Origin of the sequence: Streptomyces sp. NBC_00212, assembly GCF_045206365.1 — a bacterium.
Taxonomy (GTDB): Bacteria; Actinomycetota; Actinomycetes; order Streptomycetales; family Streptomycetaceae; genus Streptomyces.
This window is the reverse complement of sequence record NZ_CP108115.1, coordinates 2918875-2938175: the sequence shown is the minus strand read 5'-3', so window position 1 is coordinate 2938175 and position 19301 is coordinate 2918875. Positions and strand designations below refer to the sequence as shown.

At 71.9% G+C, this 19301-nt stretch carries 15 protein-coding genes; 2 read left to right on the top strand and 13 right to left on the bottom strand.

Annotated elements, in window-relative coordinates; translation table 11 throughout:
- Positions 1-20: 20 nt before the first annotated feature.
- Complete coding sequence (locus tag OHA17_RS13135) at positions 21-926, bottom strand: ATP-dependent DNA ligase (protein ID WP_406506779.1); 906 nt, start codon at positions 924-926, stop codon at positions 21-23.
- Complete coding sequence (gene ligD / locus OHA17_RS13130; protein WP_406506777.1) at positions 923-1807, bottom strand: non-homologous end-joining DNA ligase; 885 nt, start codon at positions 1805-1807, stop codon at positions 923-925. Before ligD ends, OHA17_RS13135 begins: the two co-directional genes overlap by 4 nt.
- Positions 1808-1866: 59 nt before the next feature.
- On the opposite strand from ligD, the gene OHA17_RS13125 reads away from it, so the two are divergent.
- A complete protein-coding gene (locus tag OHA17_RS13125) occupies positions 1867-2922 on the top strand; it encodes a Ku protein (RefSeq protein WP_406506776.1) in 1056 nt (351 codons plus the stop codon).
- 190 nt (positions 2923-3112) lie between these two features.
- Complete coding sequence (locus OHA17_RS13120; protein WP_406510702.1) at positions 3113-4111, top strand: PP2C family protein-serine/threonine phosphatase; 999 nt, start codon at positions 3113-3115, stop codon at positions 4109-4111.
- Positions 4112-4368: 257 nt separating this feature from the next.
- Here OHA17_RS13120 and OHA17_RS13115 read toward each other — a convergent pair whose 3' ends face one another.
- The 11 genes from OHA17_RS13115 to OHA17_RS13065 all read right to left on the bottom strand — a co-directional run bounded on the left by OHA17_RS13115 (position 4369) and on the right by OHA17_RS13065 (position 19276).
- The gene (locus tag OHA17_RS13115; protein WP_406506774.1) at positions 4369-5787 is read right to left on the bottom strand and encodes a DUF6177 family protein; all 1419 of its coding nucleotides are present in this window, start codon (positions 5785-5787) and stop codon (positions 4369-4371) included.
- Entirely contained in the window at positions 5784-9791 is a 4008-nt protein-coding gene (eccCa, locus tag OHA17_RS13110) for a type VII secretion protein EccCa (protein WP_406506772.1), read from the bottom strand. Before eccCa ends, OHA17_RS13115 begins: the two co-directional genes overlap by 4 nt.
- A complete protein-coding gene (locus OHA17_RS13105; RefSeq protein ID WP_406506770.1) occupies positions 9788-11293 on the bottom strand; it encodes a hypothetical protein in 1506 nt (501 codons plus the stop codon). The genes eccCa and OHA17_RS13105 overlap by 4 nt, the downstream gene beginning before the upstream one ends.
- Positions 11294-11313: 20 nt before the next feature.
- Positions 11314-12678 carry a type VII secretion integral membrane protein EccD gene (gene eccD / locus OHA17_RS13100; RefSeq protein WP_406506768.1) on the bottom strand — a complete coding sequence of 455 codons (1365 nt, stop codon included), beginning with the start codon at positions 12676-12678 and terminating at the stop codon, positions 11314-11316.
- 13 nt (positions 12679-12691) lie between these two features.
- On the bottom strand, positions 12692-13000 hold the full coding sequence (locus OHA17_RS13095; protein WP_078966891.1) for a hypothetical protein: 309 nt from the start codon (positions 12998-13000) through the stop codon (positions 12692-12694).
- A 64-nt stretch (positions 13001-13064) separates the two neighbouring features.
- Complete coding sequence (locus OHA17_RS13090; protein ID WP_406506766.1) at positions 13065-13958, bottom strand: pentapeptide repeat-containing protein; 894 nt, start codon at positions 13956-13958, stop codon at positions 13065-13067.
- On the bottom strand, positions 13942-16944 hold the full coding sequence (locus OHA17_RS13085) for a hypothetical protein (protein ID WP_406506764.1): 3003 nt from the start codon (positions 16942-16944) through the stop codon (positions 13942-13944). Before OHA17_RS13085 ends, OHA17_RS13090 begins: the two co-directional genes overlap by 17 nt.
- Entirely contained in the window at positions 16941-17369 is a 429-nt protein-coding gene (locus tag OHA17_RS13080) for a DUF6507 family protein (RefSeq protein WP_406506762.1), read from the bottom strand. The genes OHA17_RS13085 and OHA17_RS13080 overlap by 4 nt, the downstream gene beginning before the upstream one ends.
- 55 nt (positions 17370-17424) lie before the next feature.
- Positions 17425-17736, bottom strand: coding sequence for a pore-forming ESAT-6 family protein (locus OHA17_RS13075; protein WP_398878801.1), 312 nt, complete (start codon positions 17734-17736; stop codon positions 17425-17427).
- A gap of 18 nt (positions 17737-17754) precedes the next feature.
- Complete coding sequence (locus OHA17_RS13070; RefSeq protein WP_398878815.1) at positions 17755-18090, bottom strand: hypothetical protein; 336 nt, start codon at positions 18088-18090, stop codon at positions 17755-17757.
- A gap of 421 nt (positions 18091-18511) precedes the next feature.
- A complete protein-coding gene (locus OHA17_RS13065) occupies positions 18512-19276 on the bottom strand; it encodes a MerR family transcriptional regulator (protein WP_406510701.1) in 765 nt (254 codons plus the stop codon).
- Positions 19277-19301: the final 25 nt, after the last annotated feature.

Here is a 19301-nt window from a genome sequence, read left to right as displayed (position 1 = left end):
GCTGAGGGCCCTGTGTCCGGTCAGCCCCCGGCGTCCCGCAGCCGCAGCACCACCGCCCCCGCGTGCCGGGTGGTCGCCCACTCGACCTCCGCGAGCAGGCCCTCCGCGACCGCCCGGTACGCCACTTCGCCGAGCCCGGCCGCGACCGCCGTGCCGCCGCCCTCGGCCGCGAGCGGGGCGAGCGCGCGGCCGGCCTCCGCGCGCAGGGCGGCGGACAGCGGGCCCGACACCACCGGCACGTCGTCGCCGGGCAGCACCAGGACGAGCGCGGTCGGCCGGGCCGCGCCGCCGGTGTGCCCGACGACCACCGCCTCGCGGGTGTCGGTGTGCCGCAGCTTGCGCCAGGCGCGGCGCCCGGCCCGGTACGGGGCGTCGAGACGCTTGGCGACCAGGCCCTCGATGCCGCTCGCGGGCAGCGTCTCGTACCAGGTCAGTGCGGTGTCCACCGAGGTCGTCATGGGCACGGCCTGGAGCGGCGGGCCGAGCGGGGCGAGCACCTCCAGGAGCCGGGCCCGGCGGCGCTCGTACGGCTCGGCCCGCAGGTCAAGGCCCGCGTCCGCGAGCAGGTCGAAGGCCGCGTACGAGGCGGGCAGGCGGCGGGCCAGGAGCGGGGCCCGGGCGGGGGTTGCGGCGGCGCGGCGCTGGACCGCCGCGAAGTCGGTGCGCCCGCCGGACCACACCACGACCTCCCCGTCCAGGACCGTCCCGGGCGTCAACTCCCTTGCCGCGTCGGCCAGATCGGGGAACGCGCCGGTGATGATGCGCCCCGATCGGGCCTGGAGCACGACCCGCTCCGCCTCCCGGAACACCACCATCCGGTGCCCGTCGAACTTCGGCTCGTACGCCCAGCCCGCCCCGCGCGGCAGCGTGGCCACCGCCTCGGCGAGGGCGACGGTGAGCGGGGGCCGCAGCGCCGGGGCACTCATGGCAGGCGGCCCGCCCGCTCGGGGTCGGCCAGCGGCGCGAGCAGGTCGCCGTCGCGGTCCAGGCGGGGCCCGATGTCGCCGATCAGGAACGTCAGGTCGGCCGGGGCTCCGCACGACTCGACCTCCGCCCACGACACCGGGGCCGACACCGTGGGGCGCTCCTTGGCGCGCACGGTGTAGGGCGTCGCGGTGGTCTTCGCGGCGGCGTTCTGGCTGAAGTCGACGAACACCTTGCCGGGGCGCAGCGCCTTCGCCATCTTGTGCGTGACCAGCTCGGGCAGGGCCGCCTCCGCCTCCCTGGCCAGCGTCTTCGCGTACGCCGAGACCTGATCGGAGGGGGTCGGCTCCAGCGGGGAGAGCAGGTGCAGCCCCTTGGCGCCGGAGGTTTTGGCATAGGCGTGCAGCCCGTCCGCCGCGAGTCTGTCCCGCAGCCACACCGCCACCGCGCAGCACTCCACCACGCTCGCGGGCTCGCCCGGGTCGAGGTCGAGGACAAGCCGGTCGGCCTCGGCGGGGGAATCCGCCCGCCACTGCGGGGTGTGGAACTCCACGACCAGGTTCGCCGCCCACATCAGGGTGGCCAGATCAGCGACCACGACCTGCCGGGCCGCCTTGTCCTCGGAGCGCGGCACCGCGGCCGTCCTCACCCAGGAGGGCGTGCCCGGCGGCGGATTCTTGGTGAAGAAGCGCTGGCCCCCGGGACCGTCCGGGAAGCGCAGGAACGACACCGGGCGGTTGTCCAGCTGGGCCAGGAGCGGGCCCGAGACCGTGGCGCAGTAGTGCAGGAGCTCGCCCTTGGTGGTACCGGTCGCCGGGTAAAGCACCTTCTCCAGATTCGACAGGGCGATCCGCCGCCCCTCCACCTCCGTGATCGGCGTCATACGATGAGAGTCCCACGAACCACGCGAACCACACTCCTCGGGGACGAAGAGGAGAGACCGTGCGATCCATCTGGAACGGTGCCATTTCGTTCGGCCTGGTCAGCATCCCGATCAAGCTCGTGAACGCCACCGAGAACCACTCGATCTCGTTCCGCCAGATCCACACGGCGGACGGCGGCCGGGTCCGCTACCGCAAGGTGTGCGAGCTGGACGGCGAGGAGCTCAGCACCGAGGAGATCGGCAAGGCGTACGAGGACGCCGACGGCTCGATGATCCCGATCACCGACGCCGATCTGTCCTCGCTGCCGCTGCCCACCGCCAAGACGATCGAGATCGTGGCCTTCGTGCCCGCCGACACGATCGACCCGCTCCAGATGGACGCCGCGTACTACCTCTCCGCGAACGGGGTGCCCGCCGCGAAGCCGTACACCCTGCTGCGCGAGGCCCTCAAGCGCAGCCAGAAGGTCGCCATCGCCAAGTTCGCGCTGCGCGGGCGGGAGCGGCTCGGCATGCTGCGGGTGGTGGACGACGTCATCGCGATGCACGGGCTGCTGTGGCCGGACGAGATCCGGGCGTCCGAGGACGCCGCCCCCGAGGCCGACGTCAGCGTCCGCGAGGCCGAACTCGACCTGGCCGACGCCCTGATGGACACTCTCGGCGAAGTGGACATGTCGACCCTGCACGACGACTACCGGGCGGCCGTCGAGGAGCTCATCGCCGCGAAGGCGGACGGCGCGCTGCCCCAGGCGCAGGAGGCGCCCGCCGCCAAGGGAGGCAAGGTCATCGACCTGATGGCGGCACTGGAGAGCAGCGTCAAGGCCGCGAGGGCCGCGCGCGGGGAGGCCGAGGAGGGTGAGGGGGAGGTCGCCGAGGTGACCGAGCTGAGCTCGCGCAAGCCCCGCAAGTCCGCGTCGGCGAAGAAGACGGCGGCCAAGAGGGCCCCTGCGGCGAAGAAGACCGCGCAGACCAAGACCGCGCAGGCCAAGAAGAGCACCGCCACCAAGAAGACCGCGGAGTCGAGCCCCAAGTCCACCGGGGCGAAGAAGTCCACCGCCACCACCGCCAAGAAGACCGCGGCGAAGAAGGCGACCCCGAAGAAGCGGGCCAGCGCCTGACCTCCGCATCCCCGGCCCGCGGCCTCGATTCGGTAACGGAAGGGTTGCGGCGCGTCCGCGAGGGCGAATGGATGCCCAAGGGTGTGAAAGGGGTGCGGTCATGGTGCGCAGAAGCGGCGACGGCCACACCCGTACCGAGGGACGGCGCAGCCCGGACCCCCTCGTGCTCTCGGTTCTGCCGTACGTGGTGATGGCGCTGGTCGTCGTGGCCAACCTGATCGCGGGCCCCACGGTCGGGCTGCTGCCGCTGGTCTCGCTCGGCCCCGCCTTCGCCGGTCTGGTCGGCGGCTGGCGGCGCACCGTCGTCGTGGGCCTGATCGCGCTGGTCGCCGGGGTCGGGCTCGGGATCTACAGCGAGCTCTTCGAGGAGCGCCGGGGCTTCGCCTCGCTGGCCGCCGTCGCGGGGGTCACCGCGGTGGGCGTGGCCGGATCCGTGATGCGCCAGCGCCGCGAGGCCGAACTCGCCGGCATGCGCTCCATCGCCGAGGTCGCCCAGCGGGTGCTGGTGCGGCCGGTGCCGCGCAGCGCGGGACATCTGCGCGCGGCGGTCTCGTACACCTCGGCGGTCGCGGAGGCGAGGATCGGCGGCGACCTGTACGAGGTGGTGGCCGCGCCCGGAGGGGTGCGCGTGATCATCGGGGACGTCCAGGGCAAGGGGCTCGAATCGGTGGAGACGGCGGCCGTGGTGCTCGGCGCGTTCCGGGAGGCCGCGCACGACGAGCCGGACCTGAAGGGGGTGGGCGCGCGGGTGGAGCGGGCGGCCGGGCGGGCCCTGGAGGGCGAGAAGTTCGTCACCGCGATCATCGCCGAGCTCGACCCCGCGAACGGGGCGGTGTTCCTCAACTACGGCCATCCGCCACCCCTGTTGGTACGGTCCGACGGCTCGGTGTCCTTCCCCGAACCCGCGTCGTACGCGCTGCCGCTCGGCCTGGGGCTCGGCTCGGGGGAGAGCCCGCAGCCCTTCCGGGTCCCGTTCGCCCCGGGCGACCAGCTCCTGCTCTACACGGACGGGGTGACCGAGGCCCGGGACAGATCGGGCGAGTTCTACCCCCTGGGCGCCCGCACCCCGCTTTTGAAGGACCCCGACCCGGAAGCGGCCCTTGAGGCCCTCCGGCGGGACCTCATGCTCCACACGGAGGGGCCGTTGCACGACGACGCGGCGATGCTGCTGCTCCGCCATCGCGAGTAGTCCGGGCCCGCCCGGGACTGGCCCGCTTACGTGGGTTTGCGCTTCGTTCGGCCGCGGGCCCAGCCCAGGGGCTAGCCGTGAAGTGCCGGTTCACCTGAAGGGGCGCGGGGAACTGCGCGACCAGCCACGCACGGTCCGCAGCCGAACGAACCGCGAGAGGGCCTCTCGCAACTGGGCCGCTTCCGCAGGTAGTTGGTCGGCCACAGGCTGTCCGTTGCCGGTCGCGCAGTTCCCCGCGCCCCTGAGGGGGCTTCGGCTCAGGCCCCTGGACGTTCCAGGTGCGTCGTCAGCTTCTCCAGCATCGGCCACGTGCCCGCATCCGTACCGTCCCCGAGCGGGTAGTACAACGCGGGACCCGCGTCCGGGCCGAGTCGGACGGGGCGCAGGGACAGCGGGGGGCGCTGGGCGTGGGCCAGGCCGGCGACCCGCACCCCCTCCGCCCCCAGCGTGTACGACACCGGGATCGGCGGGGCCTCGAAATGGGCCGGGACGGCCAGGTCCCGGCGGCCCCGGCGCAGGGAGACCAGCATGTGGGTCAGGCCGTGCGAGCCGGCCAGGGTGCGGGCCAGCGGCTCGATCGCGTCCAGCGGGGGCGCCTCATCCGCCCCGTACCCCAGCGTCAGCGTCGCGTCCGCTGCCACGCCCCGCTCCACCCGCGTCACCCGGAGCCCCGCGAGCGCGGGCCGCGCCGGGTCGCCGACGGCGAGCAGCTGGGTCGATTCGGGTGCCCGGTCGCGGGCGAGGTCGGTCAACTGTCGTGCGGACCAAGGGAGGTTGATGGGCTCCGCGGTGCCCCAGCCGGCCGGGGCCGCGCCGGTCAGCGCTTCCCAGGCGGCCGACAGGGCGCGGCCAAGGACCAGGTTCTCGTCCGCGTTGTGCACCGTGCGGAACGAGACGATCAGCTGCCGCTCGGAGGTGAGCGCGGGCGCGCTGAACGCCTCGGCCACGACCGCCTGGCCCGAAGCGTCCCGGGCCGGCGCGAACGTGCCGTCCTGCCAGCGCAGGACCGCGCCGGAAAGCCCGTCGTAGTACCCGCAGTCGGGGTCCTTGACCACCCAGCGGTTGGGCGCGCCCGTCAGCGCCGTACGCAGCGGAAGGCTGAGCCGCACGCCGGGCGGGGTCACGATCTGGAGCGCGCGGCCGCTCTCGACGGCGGCGCGCAGGATGTGCGAGAGCCACGCGGTCAGCGCGATGACCGGCCGGTCGCACATGACGACGGCCGTCGACTCGGTGAGCACGTCCACGGTGGGGTGCGCCCCGCCGGCCGCGGGCCGCGCGCTCACCTCGGCGTCCTCGGCGACCGGGACGACCTCGGTGCTCGCGGCGCCGGGCGGCCAGACGGTGCCGCCGAGCAGGGTGGTGAGCCGCCCGGCCACCGACCCGGCGAGCCGCTCGGCCTCGGGGGCGGCCGTGGAGGCCCGCGCCTCCGTCCACCAGAACGGGCCCTCGGGGGAGGTGACTTGCCCCCCCAGGAGGCGCTCGGCCTCGCCGGGCACCTGGACGAGCAGCGGCGCCTCCAGGGACACGAGCGGGCGGCCGTCCGCCGCGCAGAGCTGGACCACCGCCCCGTCGTGGCCGGTGTCGACGGAGAGCCCGGGCCCGCCCGCGTAAAGGCCGGCGAGCAGGGCCCAGGTGTCCGGCATCTTCGGGGTGAGGGCGATGACGTCCTTGGTCACGAGTGCTCTGCTTCTTCCGGCTGGTGGGCGAGGGCGGTCTGGACGAGCTGGTGGCGGCGGCCGCGGCGCACCAGGAAGCCGCGGCCCGGCGGCTGCGCGGACGCGTACAGGCCCGGGAACAGCTGGCCCTCCGTGCGGTCGCCGGTCATCACGAGCGCGGCGGTGCCCGTCTCGCGCAGGGTGGTCAGGAACGGTTCGTACAGCGCCCGCGCGGAGCCCGCGACGCGGCGGGCCACCACGAAGTGCAGCCCGATGTCCTGCGCGGAGGAGATGTACGGCAGGAACGGTGCGAGGGGCTGCTGGCCCGCGGTGGTCAGGATGTCGTAGTCGTCGACCAGGATGACGATGCGCGGCCCGCTGAACGAGGGCCCGTCCGGCAGCGCGTCGTGGTCGACGGTCTCGTCCGGCAGCCGCTTCTCCAGCTCGGCGGCGATCCCCGAGGCGAGCCCCACGCTGATCTTCGCGTTGTGCGCGTAGCCCCCGCGGTACGGCTCGGGCACCACGCCGCGCAGCCCGCGGCGCGGGTCGAACACCGCGAAGACCAGCTCCTCGTCGCTGTAGCGGGCGGTGAACTGCTGGGCGATGAGCTTGAGCAGATTGGTCTTGCCGCACTCGTTGTCGCCCAGGATCAGCAGGTGCTGGTCGTGCTCGAACAGGTCGAGGAGTACGGGGTCGAGCGCGTCCTGGTCGACCGCGATCGGGATCCGCCTAGGCTCGGCGGCCGGCGAGGGAAGTCGCTGTGCGGGCAGCCGGGTCGGCAACACCCGTACGGGAGAAGCGAGTTCACCGTGCCAGGTGGCGCGTATGGTCCGCGCCGCGTCCTCCAGGGCGGGCCCGAGGTCGGCGGACGACGCGACCGAGTCGGTGCGCGGAAGGGCGGCCTGCGCGAACAGCTTGCCGTTGGTCAGCACGCGTCCGGGGGTGTCCTGGGCGAGCGTCTCGGACAGCTTGCGGTCGATCGAGGAGTCGGACGGGTCGTTGAGCCGCAGCTCCAGCTGGGTGCCGAACATCGACTGCGTCGCGATCCGCACGTCGTTCCAGCGCAGCATGCCCGCCACGATGTGGATGCCGTAGCCGCTGCCCCGCTTGAGCAGGTCGGCCACGTCGTCGTCCAGGGCGGCGAACTCGTCGCGCAGCGCCCCGTACCCGTCCACGAGCAGCACCACATCGGTCGAGCCGAGCTCGGGCAGGCGGCCCTGCGCGCGCAGGCCGCGCAGCTCGTCCACCGAGTCGATGCCGTGCTCGCGGAACAGCTCCTCGCGCGCGGCGAGCATGGACCGCACCTCGGCGACCGTGCGCGCGGCCCGCTCGTGGTCGGCGCGCCCGGCGATCCCGCCCACGTGCGGAAGCCCGGCAAGCGCCGCGAGACCGCCGCCCACCAGGTCGAGCCCGTACAGGGCGACTTGGGCGGGCGTGTGGGTCAGGGCGAGCGAGAGCGCGAGGGTGCGCAGCAGGGTCGTCTTGCCGGACTGGGGGCCGCCGATGACGGCCACGTGCCCGCCCGCCACCGTCAGATCCAGGGTCCAGGGGCCCTGCCACTGCCGGCCCGGATCGTCGAGCAGGCCGAGCGGCACCCGCATCGGGCCCGGCCGGTGACCGAGCTGGAGCCCGTGCTCGGAGACCTGGAGCGGGCCCGCCGCCGCGTCGAGGCTGATGGCCTGGGGCAGCGGGGGCAGCCAGATCCGGCGCACCGGCTCGGCGGCCGCGCGCAGCTGGTCGACCATCGCCGACATGACGGTCGGCCCGGTCTCCCGCTCGCGCATCTGCGGCTCGGCCGCCGCGTCCGAACTCTCTTCCTGGGAAGGGGAGTTGAAGGTCGGGTACGGCCAGGCGAGCGGCGTGTCGTCCTGCTGTTCCAGGACGGCGGGACCCCGGTAGGCACCGGAGACGTACCCCGCCTTGAAGCGCTCGTACGTCGACGTGTCGACCTTCAGATAGCCGAAGCCCGGCAGCGGCGGCAGATGGAAGGCGTCCGTCGTGTCCAGGACCGTGCGCGACTCGTCGGCGGAGAAGGTGCGCAGGCCCAGCCGGTACGAGAGGTAGGTGTCCAGGCCCTTGAGCTTGCCGCCCTCGATGCGCTGGCTGGACAGGAGCAGGTGGACGCCGATGGACCGGCCGATCCGGCCGATCGACAGGAACAGGTCGATGAAGTCCGGCTTGGCGGTGAGGAGTTCACCGAACTCGTCGATCACGACGAACAGGTGGGGGAGCGGTTCGAGCTCGGGCCGCTCGGCGCGCAGGGCCGCGTAGTGCCCGATGTCGGCGACGTTGCCCGCGTCCTTGAGGACCTGCTGGCGCCGCTTGACCTCGCCCGCCAGGCTGGTGTGCACGCGCTCCACGAGGCCCGCCTGGTTCTCCAGGTTGGTGATCACTCCGGCCACGTGCGGCAGTTCGGCGAACGGCGCGAAGGTCGCGCCGCCCTTGTAGTCGACCAGGACCAGCGCCAGATCCTCCGGCGGATGCCCGGCGACAAGGGCGAGCACCAGGGTGCGCAGCAGCTCGGACTTGCCGGAGCCGGTCGCGCCCACACACAGCCCGTGCGGGCCCATGCCCAGCTCGGAGGACTCCTTCAGGTCGAGAAGGACCGGCTGGTGCCGGTCGTCGAGCCCGATCGGCACCCGCAGGAACGCCCGCTCGCCGCGCGGCGCCCACAGCCGGTCGATGTCCAGGTCCGCCGGGTCGTCGATGCCGAGCAGCTGCGGGAAGTCCACCGGACCGGTCACCGGGGTGCCCTCGGCCACCGACTCGGCGGAAAGGCGCAGCGGCGCCAGCATGCGCGCGAGCCCCTCGGCCCCGGCCGTGCTCACCTCGTCGGACAGTCCGTACGACGTCGGGGGCGCCGGGTTCGCCGGATCGCGCAGGTCCTCGACCGTGACGCGGTCGCCGTCGACGCTGATCCGGACGGTGACGTGGTCCGGCTCGTGCACCTGCTGCTCAAGCAGGTGCAGCACCGTCACGCCCATCTCGGTGAGACCGACCGCCGTGTCGGGACGGGGCAGTTCCTCGGCGGGGGCGCCGTACTCGTCGCTCACCACGAGCAGCCGGTCGATCATCATCAGCGCGTTCCGGTCCGACAGGCCCCGGCGCACCTCCGCCGCGTACGAGGCCCGCTGGCGCAGGTCCGTCCGCATCAGCCGGGCCAGCTGCGGCATGCTCGGCGCGATCCGGCGCGCGGCCACCGGGCCGTCGCTCTCCAGCGCGTCCAGGACATGGGGCAGCCACTTGGCCCACTCCCAGTCGTCGAGCCGGTCGCCCGGCACGCCGAGCGCGATCGCCAGATCGTCAGGGGCGTGCGTGACGGCCGCCTGCACGAGCAGCGCCCGGGCGACCCGCAGCACACCCTCGCGGTCGCCGACCACGCTCACGTTCGCGGCCCGGTCGAGCGGCACCGTCAGCGGCGACTCGGTGGCCGTGGCGTACCGGGCCACCAGCGCCCGCGCCTCGTTCAGCATGAACGGGTCCGGCGGGGTGAGCACGCCCTGCGCGCTGTTCTGCCCGATCGACAGATCCTGCGTCGGTACGGTGCCGGTGCCCACCCGCACCCGCAGGAAGTCCGCGTCGCCGCGCCGCCGCTCCCACAGCCGCGCGGGATCCCGCAGCAGGTCGTACAGCGCCTGCGGCGGCGGGTTGAGCAGCCGGGCCCGGAGCCTCGACTCCCGCTCCACGGCGCCGAGCTCCTCGCGCTGCTCCTCCAGATATTCGAGGTAGCGCTCGCGCTGGGTGCGCCGGGTGCGCTGCGCCTTGCCGCGCTGGGAAAGGAACAGCGCGACCGCGCCGAGCAGCGCCACGACCAGGACGATGGCGCCGAGGCCCGCGAACTGGCTGTTGCGGATCACCGTCATCATGATCACGGAGCTCATCACGCCGGCCATCGGGAGCAGCGCGGTCGCGGCCGTGCCGGTCTTGCCCTCGGGCAGGTTCGGCGGCGGCTCGATGGCGCGCGGCGCCGCGGGGGCGGCCGGCCGGGTCGAGCGGGCCGGGCGGTGGACCTGGTGCAGCGTCATCGCACCCTCACCGCCCGCTCCATCGCCTCGGCGGCCAGCGCGACGGCGGCCTGCCGGGTGGCCCGGCCGAGCAGTGCGGTCTGGATGGGGCCTCCCTGGGCCAGATGCCGGTCGTAGGGGACCGGGAGCACGGTGACGCCCGCCTCCCGCAGATGCGCGGTGGCGGCCTTCAAGTCCAGCGTCATGTCGGGTGAGTTGGCGGTGAGCGCCACCACGGTGGTGGAAAGCGCCGAATGCGGCAGATGGGCGAGCCAGTCGAGGACGACCCGGGTGCCGCCGACGCCCTCCGCGGTCATCGGGGCGACCACGATCCGGGCGTGTGCGGTGTCCATCGCGGTACGCGCCACCTCGCCGGGCAGCGTCTCGCAGTCGACCACGGTCACCGCGAAGTACCGCCGCAGCGCGAGCGTCACGGTGCGGTACGTCCGCATGCTCAGCGGCGCGCCGAGCCGGCCCTGGCTCGCGGGCAGCAGCCAGCCGCCGTCCGTGACCGGCACGAGATAGCCGGTGACGTCGGTCAGCTGCATGGCGGGGGTGAGGATGTCGGCGAGGTCCGCGCAGGACCAGCGCACCGACTCGGCGCCGAGCCGGACCGGCAGCGTGCCGAGCGCACCGTCCGCCTCCAGGGCGAGCACGGGGTCGTGCCGGTAGTGATTGAAGCTCCGCGCGAGCAGGGCTGCGACGGTGGTCTTCCCCACGCCGCCCCGGATCGAGGTGACCGCGATGACCCGCCCGGTCGTCACGGGCTGCTGCAACTCCCGCCCGATCCGGCTCTCCTCGGTCACGTCCTGCGCGGCGGACGACCCGAGCTTGCGCACGGACCGCCCGGCCCGCTTGGCCACGGAGTCCCCGTGCACCGGCTTCCCGAGCGCCACGGCGAGCCGGGGATCGATGGTGGGCACGGACTCGGGCGTGGCCATGGGCACCGCGGCGTCCCGCCCGCCGGGAATGCGGAGCTCGGGGAGGGTGGCGGGGCGGTCGGTGGGTGCGTTGTGGGGGGTGGGCACGGGCAGCCCGGAGGGCTGGGGCTCCGGGGCGCCGGATCCGTACGGGGCGGCGGCGCGCGCGGCGGCGATGGCGTCGAGGGTCCCGGCGGTGTGGGGGTGGGGAGCGGCCGAAGCCTGGCGGGGGTCGGAGGTGGAGAGCCCGGCGTCGCCGGGGTTGGGGTGCTGGGAACCCGGAGTGGGGCCGCCGTCGGCGTTCGCGGCACTGAGTGCCCCAACTCCCGCCGAAGGAGCGGGAGTTGACCCGTCCCGGGAGGCGTCGGCCTGGCGGGGTTCCAGCGGACGTATCCGGAACGTGCCCTCCGCGGGGCCGGTGTACGGCCGGCCGGACGGCGCCGCGGGGTTGCCCGCATCAGGCTGTGCGGCCGAGTCGCCGGCACTGGGCTGTGCGGCCGACGCCGAGCCGAGGGCACCCGCGCCCTGCGGTGCACCCGATGCCGAGTCACCCCCGTTCAGCTCGCGCAGCACATCGCGCTGCCAGTCCTCGCCCACAGCCATATCCCGACCTCTACGCATACCTACGCGAACGTGCCGAGCAGACGCCCGTACACCCCGAACACCCCGAGCACCAGCGGGAACAGCGCGATCACACCGATCGATTCCAGCGCGTCGCCGAACCGTCGCAGCCGAACCCGTACGTGGTCCGCGGGCTGGATGACGAGCACCGCGACCGGGGCCAGTGCGAGGACCACGAGCAGGGCCAGCGGGCCGACCGCGCCGGTGCGCTCCCACCAGACCCAGGCGAGCCGCCCGGCCACCGCGGCCGCGGCCGCGAAAAGGCCCACCACCTCGGCGACCAGCGGATACGCCCGCGCGCGCAGGGCGAGCACCACGGCGAGCACCGAGGCGAGCGGCACCGTCCACACCGTCGGCGTACGCAGCACCAGGATCCCGGCGACCGCCGCGCAGGCGGCCATGACGACGGTGGCGAGGGCGAGCCCGCGGTGGGTGGCCGCGAGCGCGGTCGACACCTGATAGCGGCTGACGGAAGTCCCGCCGGAGCGCCGGTCGTCGAGCCCCGAGAGCCCGGACGCCATCAGGGCGAGACGCGGCAGCACGCCGAGCAGCAGCGCCGACACGACCACCACGATCGCCCCGGCCCGCGCTTGCCCGACCGCCGTGCCGGCCCCGGACTGCAGCGCGATCACGGCCTCCCAGCACGCCCCGGCCCCGGCGACCGCCCCGGCCCCGATGAGCCCGCCCCGCCCGAGCGGCGAGAACATGCCGAGCAGCAGCAGCGCCACCGCGAGGGCGGCGCCGACCGCGCCGAGCCGTGCACCGCCCGGCCAGCCGTACGCGTCGGCCAGCGTCCACGCGCCGAGCACGGCGAGCACCCCGGCCGTGACGATCAGCGTGGTCGCGGGCCCGCGCTGCCCGGCCCGGCCGAGCACCGGCCCGGCGATCGCGCAGCCCCCGGCCACCGCGAGCAGCACCGTGCCGACCGCGGACAGCGCGAATTCGTCGCGCGCCAGCACCCCGGCCGCCAGCGCCCAGCAGACCGTGGCGAGCCCCGCGACCGCGCGCCGCGCGGCGGGCCGCCAGCGCCAGGCCCGTACGTCCAGATCGTCCGCGGCCTCGTCGGTGACGTCGTGCACGACGGGCGCCGAAGGCGCGTCCTCGACCCGCACCAGACGCAGCACCGCGCCGTCGGGCACGCCCGCCGACGCCAGCGTCGAATCCTGGGCGAGCGCCGAGCCGTCGGCCGTCGTCAGATGGCGCAGCATCGGGCGGCCGGCCGGACCGTCGCCGAGCAGCCGCATGATTTCGGGCAGCAGCAGCCCAATTGGCTCTTCGGACGGCAGAACGAGATCGACCCGACGCTGTTCACCGACCAGAGTGACCCGGCTCAATGCCGTACGGCTCACCGATCCCGTAGCTATCACGCGTGCGAACCTATCATCGGGCCGAAGACTTCACGGCGGGCGAAGAACTGGGGGAAGAAGGGGGCGAAGAGGGTGCCGAAGTCGGCTGAACCGAAGTCCCGTACGGGGTCTTGCCGATGAGCTTGTGCGAAATGAACGACCAGCCCACACAACCCGCGCAGAGCACTGCCGCAATCACAATTCCGGCAAACAGCTTGCCGAGGCGTTCGTCGACCGACCGCCGCCCGCGCTGCCCCCCGAACAGAAGGGCATCGCGAAGCCGCCGGCGCCGTACCGAAACCGACTCCAGCAATTGGCTGTCATAGTCCTGCGCGGCAGTCATGCCCGGGCAATCTCCTTCGGATCCTGCTCAATGCCGTACGGCGGTGAAGCCGTGACGTGGGGAATCAAGGCCGTTCGCGGAGCTTCGCGTTGACGGCCGCGACAAAAGCGTCCGCCTCCTCCTCGGTGATCTCCACATGGTCGACCTCGTTGTGGCCGAGTTCGTAGAGCCGGAGGTATTCGGTCGGCTCCCAGCGCAGATTCCGGGTGAAAGCCTCGTCGTAGGCGACCCCGTGGAGAAAACGCCGCCGGACGATTCCGCGCGGACTGCTCCGCGGATATCCGTCGCCGATCTTCGCGAAGTACGTGATCTCCCGCGACGCGGGGTCGATCACCCGCACATCGGCGCCCCGGCCGTTCAGCCACAACTCCAGCTCGCGCCCGTCGACTTCGCGGCGCTGCTCGCCGCTCTCCACGACCATCGGCCCGTACACCGAGCCCGACAGGCCCTGGACGACGGTGTGTTCGTCGACCACGACGCCGAACGAGGTCTCCTTCACCGAGGCACCGGTGAGGTCGGCGCCCTGCAACAGGGTGCCGAGCAGCGCGGCGGCGTTGAGCCGGGCGCCGCGCAGCGAGCCGCCCCGCACATCGGTGTCGGCCAGCTCGGCGCTGCCCAGATCCGCGCGGTCCAGCTTGGCGCCGCGCAGGGAGGCCTCGTCCAGTGCGGCCTTGATCAGGCCGGCGTCGGTCAGGTCCGCGCCGTCGAGCACCGCGCCTTCCATGTGGCACCGGTAGAAGTCGGTGCCCACGAGCACGGCGTCCCTGAGCACGGTCCCGGTCAGCATGCCGCCGCCGAAATCCGCACCGGACAGATCGGCAGCGGTCAGGTCGAGCCCGTCGACACCGAGCAGCGAGCCCGGCTGCTCGACCCACTCGCGGAGCGCGGCCGCGGCCTCGGCGTCCTTCGGCATGGCCCGGACGATCCGCCGCTCGCCTTCGTCACGGATACCAGACAACCCGATCACTCCACCCATGGTCTTCGACAATTGCCCTGACATCGTCAATAGCGGCCTGATCGGCATTGCGCATGTCCAGAATGACCACGCGCTTCCTGTTCACGATCTGGTCCTCCAGTTTGCGCACCCAGCTCCCGTTGTTCGCGGGGTCGTACGCGCCCTTGAACGGCAGCGACTTGTCGCGAACGTTATTGAGCGGAGGCCAGTCGGAGTGTACGCCCTTGATGTCGTAGAACTCCCCGATGCTCGGCGAGTACAGATCCCCCTGATTCGCACCCGGCGGACGCTGAATGTCGGACGGCACCTTCCCGCTCTCGCGCATGTCGAGAGCGATCCGCGCCTCGTCCATCTCCGACGGCTTGATCTTCCCCTTATGATCGGGGTCCTGCTTCAAGACGTCGAAATCGTCGGCGTACTTCTTCTCGATCGCCTGGAGATGCGAATCGTGCACCGTGCGCTCGGTCGGAGAGAGCTCGGCCGGCGGCCCATTGCCGTGCACGGAGGCGGTTCCGTGCTGGCCGTGGTCGACGTGCGGAGCCTCCGGCAATGCCGAACCGTGCGGCTCGTGACCGAGATCGATATGCAGATCCCCGGCGCCGTGCGGCACCGGCACCTTTCCGAACAAGTCGCTCTGCTCGGCCCGGATCGCCGCGAGGTCGTCGTGGGAAATTCCGGGAAGGCGTTCCTTCTCGTAGAGCACATGGCCGTCCATCTTGGCCGTGAAGCTCTCCGGGGTGTGGAACTGCACCTCGAAGACCTGGCCCGAAACCGGGTCCCGCCAGGTCGAGTTGATCCCCTTGTAGCCCGCGCTGTCCCAGGTGTTCTTGAACGTGACGTTCTCGAACCTGCGGCTCCGGAAGTCGTCGACGGCCTGCTGCACGCCGTGCGCGTAGTCCTTGGAGGGCAGCTCGACGGTGTAGCGCAGCGAGTCCTTGATGTTCCCGAGCGCGTCCTCGGGCCGGAGCATCGGGTCGTCGTGCAGCGCCGTCGCGATCTTGCGCTTGAGCGAGTCCTCGCCCTTGAGGCGGTACTCCAGGCCGTTGAGCTTGCCGTGGTCCACCCGGTCGGCGGCGGACTTCACCGCGTCGGTGATGCCCGGCTCGGCCGACCCGGCCCGGTGCATGAACTGGTCGGCCGCCGCGTTGGCGTGCGGATCGAGGTGCAGCCCCTGCGGCCCCTCCCAGGACCCGTCGGGCAGATTGCCCCGCGGCTCCCCGGGCCCGTCCGGAAGATGCGAACCGCCGGTGCCGGGCGGACCTCCGGCGTCGCCACCACCGGTACCCGCGCCTCCGGTCGACCCGGGCTCGCCCGGGTGCGTACCGCCGCCGTGACCACCGGTGGGGAGGTCGCCGTGCGATCCCGAACCTCCCGAACCGGGGAGGTCGTGCGACGTCGGCACGGAGTTGTGAGTCGGCGGTACGGAATTGTGCGAGGGCCCGCCCGGGGTTTCGTGGCTGGCGGAGGGCCTGAGGTCGTGGGCGGTACCGCCGGGTGTGCGTGCTGGGTCGTGTGCCATGCCGCCCGGTGTGCGCGCCGGGTCATGCGCCATGCCGCCCGATGTGCGCGCCGGGTCGTGTGCTCCGGCCAGCACCGGCTCCTTGACCCCCGCGCCGATCTTCACCGGCTCGTCGACGTGGGGGAGGGAGCTCTTGAGGCGGGCGATGTCGTCGGCGCTGAGTTCGACCTTGGCTGCCGATACGGTGCCGTCGGGTTTGTAGACCTTGCCGTCGTCGAGGTTGAGGCGGCTGCCGCCGGGCCATTCGATGTAGTTGCCCTTGACGACGGGGACGTCCGGGTTCTTCACGTACGTGCCGTCGACGTTGAACCTGCCGCCGCCCGCGAGGACATCCGTGTAGGCGCCGGAGGTGATGTTCTTGAGGCTGCCGAAGAGGTCGCCGACTTTGATGATGCCGAATTTGCCGGCTTTGGCGACGTAGGTCATGGGGTCGACGATTTTGGCGACCTTGCCGGTGACGGAGAGGACCTTGGCGACGGCGCCGCCCTTGGCGGCGCTGCCGGCGCCGCCGGTGAAGACGGTGGTCAGGACGTTGAAGGTGACTCCGCCGGCCGCGCGTGCGGGGTTTTTGCCCCATTCGTCCCAGGCGACGAGTGCTTTGCCGGTTTCCTTCATGGCGGTGCGGGAGTCGCGGAGCCAGCTGGGCATGTCCTTGTCGGGGACGGTCCAGAACGCGGCGGCGAACGGGGTGGAGGAGATCGCCAGGCCGGTGGCGAGTTTGGCGAGGCCGGTCCAGGCCTGGCCGGCCTTGTCCCAGCCGTCGGTGCCGACGAGGGTGCCCAGGCCCTTGATGGTGCCCCAGATCCCGTCGACGATGAAGCCGTCCCAGACGAAGCTTTTGACCTGGTGCCAGGCCCAGGCCAGGCCGGTGTATTCGCGTTCGGCGTGGCCGCCCCAGGGGGTTTCCTCGGCGTGCTGGAGCGCGTCCGCGCTGTAGCCGTACATGCCGGGTTTGTGGCTGCCGTCGTCGACGGTGAGTTTGCTGCCGCCGACCAGCGCGGTGATCTTGTCGTGGCAGGCCCGCTCGGCATCGGTGAACGCGGAGATGGTCGCGCCGACGTCACTCATCAGGCGGTTGTTGTGGTCGATCTTCTTCTGGTCGCGCCGCCAGTGGTCGTCCCCGGCGATGCTGTCGGTGAACGCGAACGCCTCCGTCCGCAGCGACTGCAGCTTCGCGACCAGCGGCCGCACGACACCCTCGTACTCGGTGAGTGCCGTAGCCGCCTTCTCCAGCCCGTCCGCGAAATCATCCGCCTTCGTCTTCACCGGCAGGGTGGTCGCGAACAGCTGATCGGCCTCGGGGGCCTGGTAGCAGGCGGACAGGCCCTGGAACTCCTTGTGGACGTTGGATCCGCCGTCACGGAAATCACCGGCCTGCTTGGTGAGCGCGGCCGCGTCCTTGGTGAGCTGCTCCAGGTTGCCGGTGAACATCGGGATGCCGCCGGGTTCGATGACGTCCTTGTCGCTCACTTCGCGGCCCCCGCCGTGTCTGCCGGTTTTTCGATCGGTTTGCCGTCGGGGCCGAGTTCCTGGCCCTTGTCGTTGATCACGGGTTCCTTGACGGCCTGTTTCTGCTTGTTCGCGGCCATGTCGAGGTCACCCTTGGCGTACTCGGTCGTCGCGTCGTAGGCACCGTTCAGGGAGTGTTCGGTGCGCACCGCGATGTAGCCGAGTTCCTGGGCTTTGTGCTGCATGAACTCGCCGAGGGCGCCGCCGACCGGACCCATCGGGGCTTCCGTGCCGCAGTACGGGCCCGAGATCGTGCCCGCGGACGAGGCCGCCGATTTGAGGCTCTCCTGCATCGCTGTTCCGGCCTTCGACATGGCCTCGGCCGCGGTCGCCGTCTTCTTCAACACGCCCGAAACCCCGGACGGTTTGATGTCCCAACTCGTCACCGCACCACACCCCCGTCAATCAACTTCGCAACGCAGAAAGCCCGCCCCTGCTCCGTCAGCCGATGGCGTCGACGGCCGCCTTCGCCTTGGACAGCGTGGACTGCGCGGTCCCGTCGTTCAGCTCCAGCGTGCCGCGCACCAGACGGATGATCTCCCGCACCTCGGCCGCCGCCTTGTTCCAGCGCAGCTCCTTGCCGTGGTACTCGTCCGAGACACCATCGGCGGTGAACTCGGCCATCGCCGCCTTCACGGCACGGTCGCGGTCCGTCAGCACACGCTCCAGGTGCCCGACGATCCCGGCGAGACCACCCTGCACCTCGGTCGATGCGCCGGTGTCGTAGCTGAGCCGGTCCAGATTCTGACCCATGATCCTGATCCCCCGGTGTTAGTGACGTCCGCCGAAGCGGGCCGCGTCGAAGTTGGCCGCCGACATGTTCTGGTGGGCGTTGGACTCCTGCTCGTGATCACCCGTACCGAACGCCGTGTCCATCCCGGACTGACCACCCAGAATGTCCTGCAACGACCCGTTCAGATCGCCTGTGATCTCGTCCGCGTGGTTCTTGAACGAGTCGAACGCGGCCTTCCCCGCCCCGTTGAACTTGCCCTCCAACGGCTCGGCGGCAGCGATCAACTGCCGGATCAGCGAACCCAGATCACCACTCGAACCCTCGGTGCTCTTCCCCAGATCGGACAGAGTCGTGGACCCCATGTCGAACTTCACGCACACACCCCCGTAACAGACATAACGAACACCACACGCGCAACGCGGCGCGCCGTCTATGTGTACCCAATGCAGATTGCACGCGCAACGCGCAGCCAGACCGCTCGGACCTGCCCGGATCCCCGATTTCCCAGGTGCCGGGTGGACTCGGGGCGATGCCGCCTCGGGAACGGTTACGAAGTTGGAACGGCGGGCCGGAGGGCATTCAAGGCATAGCTTCGCTGTGCTGCCAAAACTCCCAAATGGGGTTATGGGGGCGTTGGTAGGCCGGGCTGAAAGGCGCTGGGCGCTAGGTCCGGCCGACGATTGCCGGGTGAAGCCAGGTGAAGCCGGGAATCGCCGGGTGCAGTCGGGGGTCTGCAGCCCCCCGACGCTAGGTGACGCTCCGTCTGGTCGGTCGACCGACGGAATGAGCGATGGCTCAGCTCAGCCGGGCGTCGGCGTAGACGAGCATCGCGTCCCGCTGGTAGACGGCCAGGCCGTCGGCGATCTTGTCGTAGTTGGCGCGCATCTGGGGGTCGTCGACGTAGGTCTGGGCGAGCCCCTTGTACGCGGCCGCGTTCGGCGTCCAGAACCGGCAGACGTTCCGGTAGTGGTCGTCGATCTCGGCCTGGACCTGGGGGTCGTCGACCGGGGTGCCGGCCACCATGAACTCCGCGATGCGGATCATCTGCGCCGTCACCTCACGCTGCCACCGCTCGGTGTCCTCGTCGGTCATCGTCTCGACGGCCTGCCGGGACTGCTCCCAAGCCTTCGGCCAGCGCTCGCGGACCTTGTCGCTCTCCTCTGCGGAGGGCTCGAACCCCTCGAACAGGTTCTCCGGCCGATTGATCTTCGTCATGTCGTTGTTCTCCTCTGCTTCTTCCAGTTCGGCGATGGTGCGGTCGACGGTGCGGGCCAGCGTGCTGAGCCGGTCCCGCTCCGCCAGCAGCCGCTGGTGGTGCTCACGGAGTACGGCCACGCGGTCGACCTGGCTGTCGAGTACGGCCTGGATCTCGCGGAGCCCCAGGTCGAGCTCCCGCATGAGGAGGATCTGCTGCAGCCGCAACAGATCGGCCTCCTCGTAGTAGCGGTGCCCGTTGCTCCCGATCCAGGCCGGGGGCAGCAGCCCGATCTCGTCGTAGTGCCGCAGCGTCCGGGACGTCACCCCGGACATCCGAGCCACATCCGCGATCGACCAGGCCATGACCGTGCTCCCGTCGCCGGGCCGG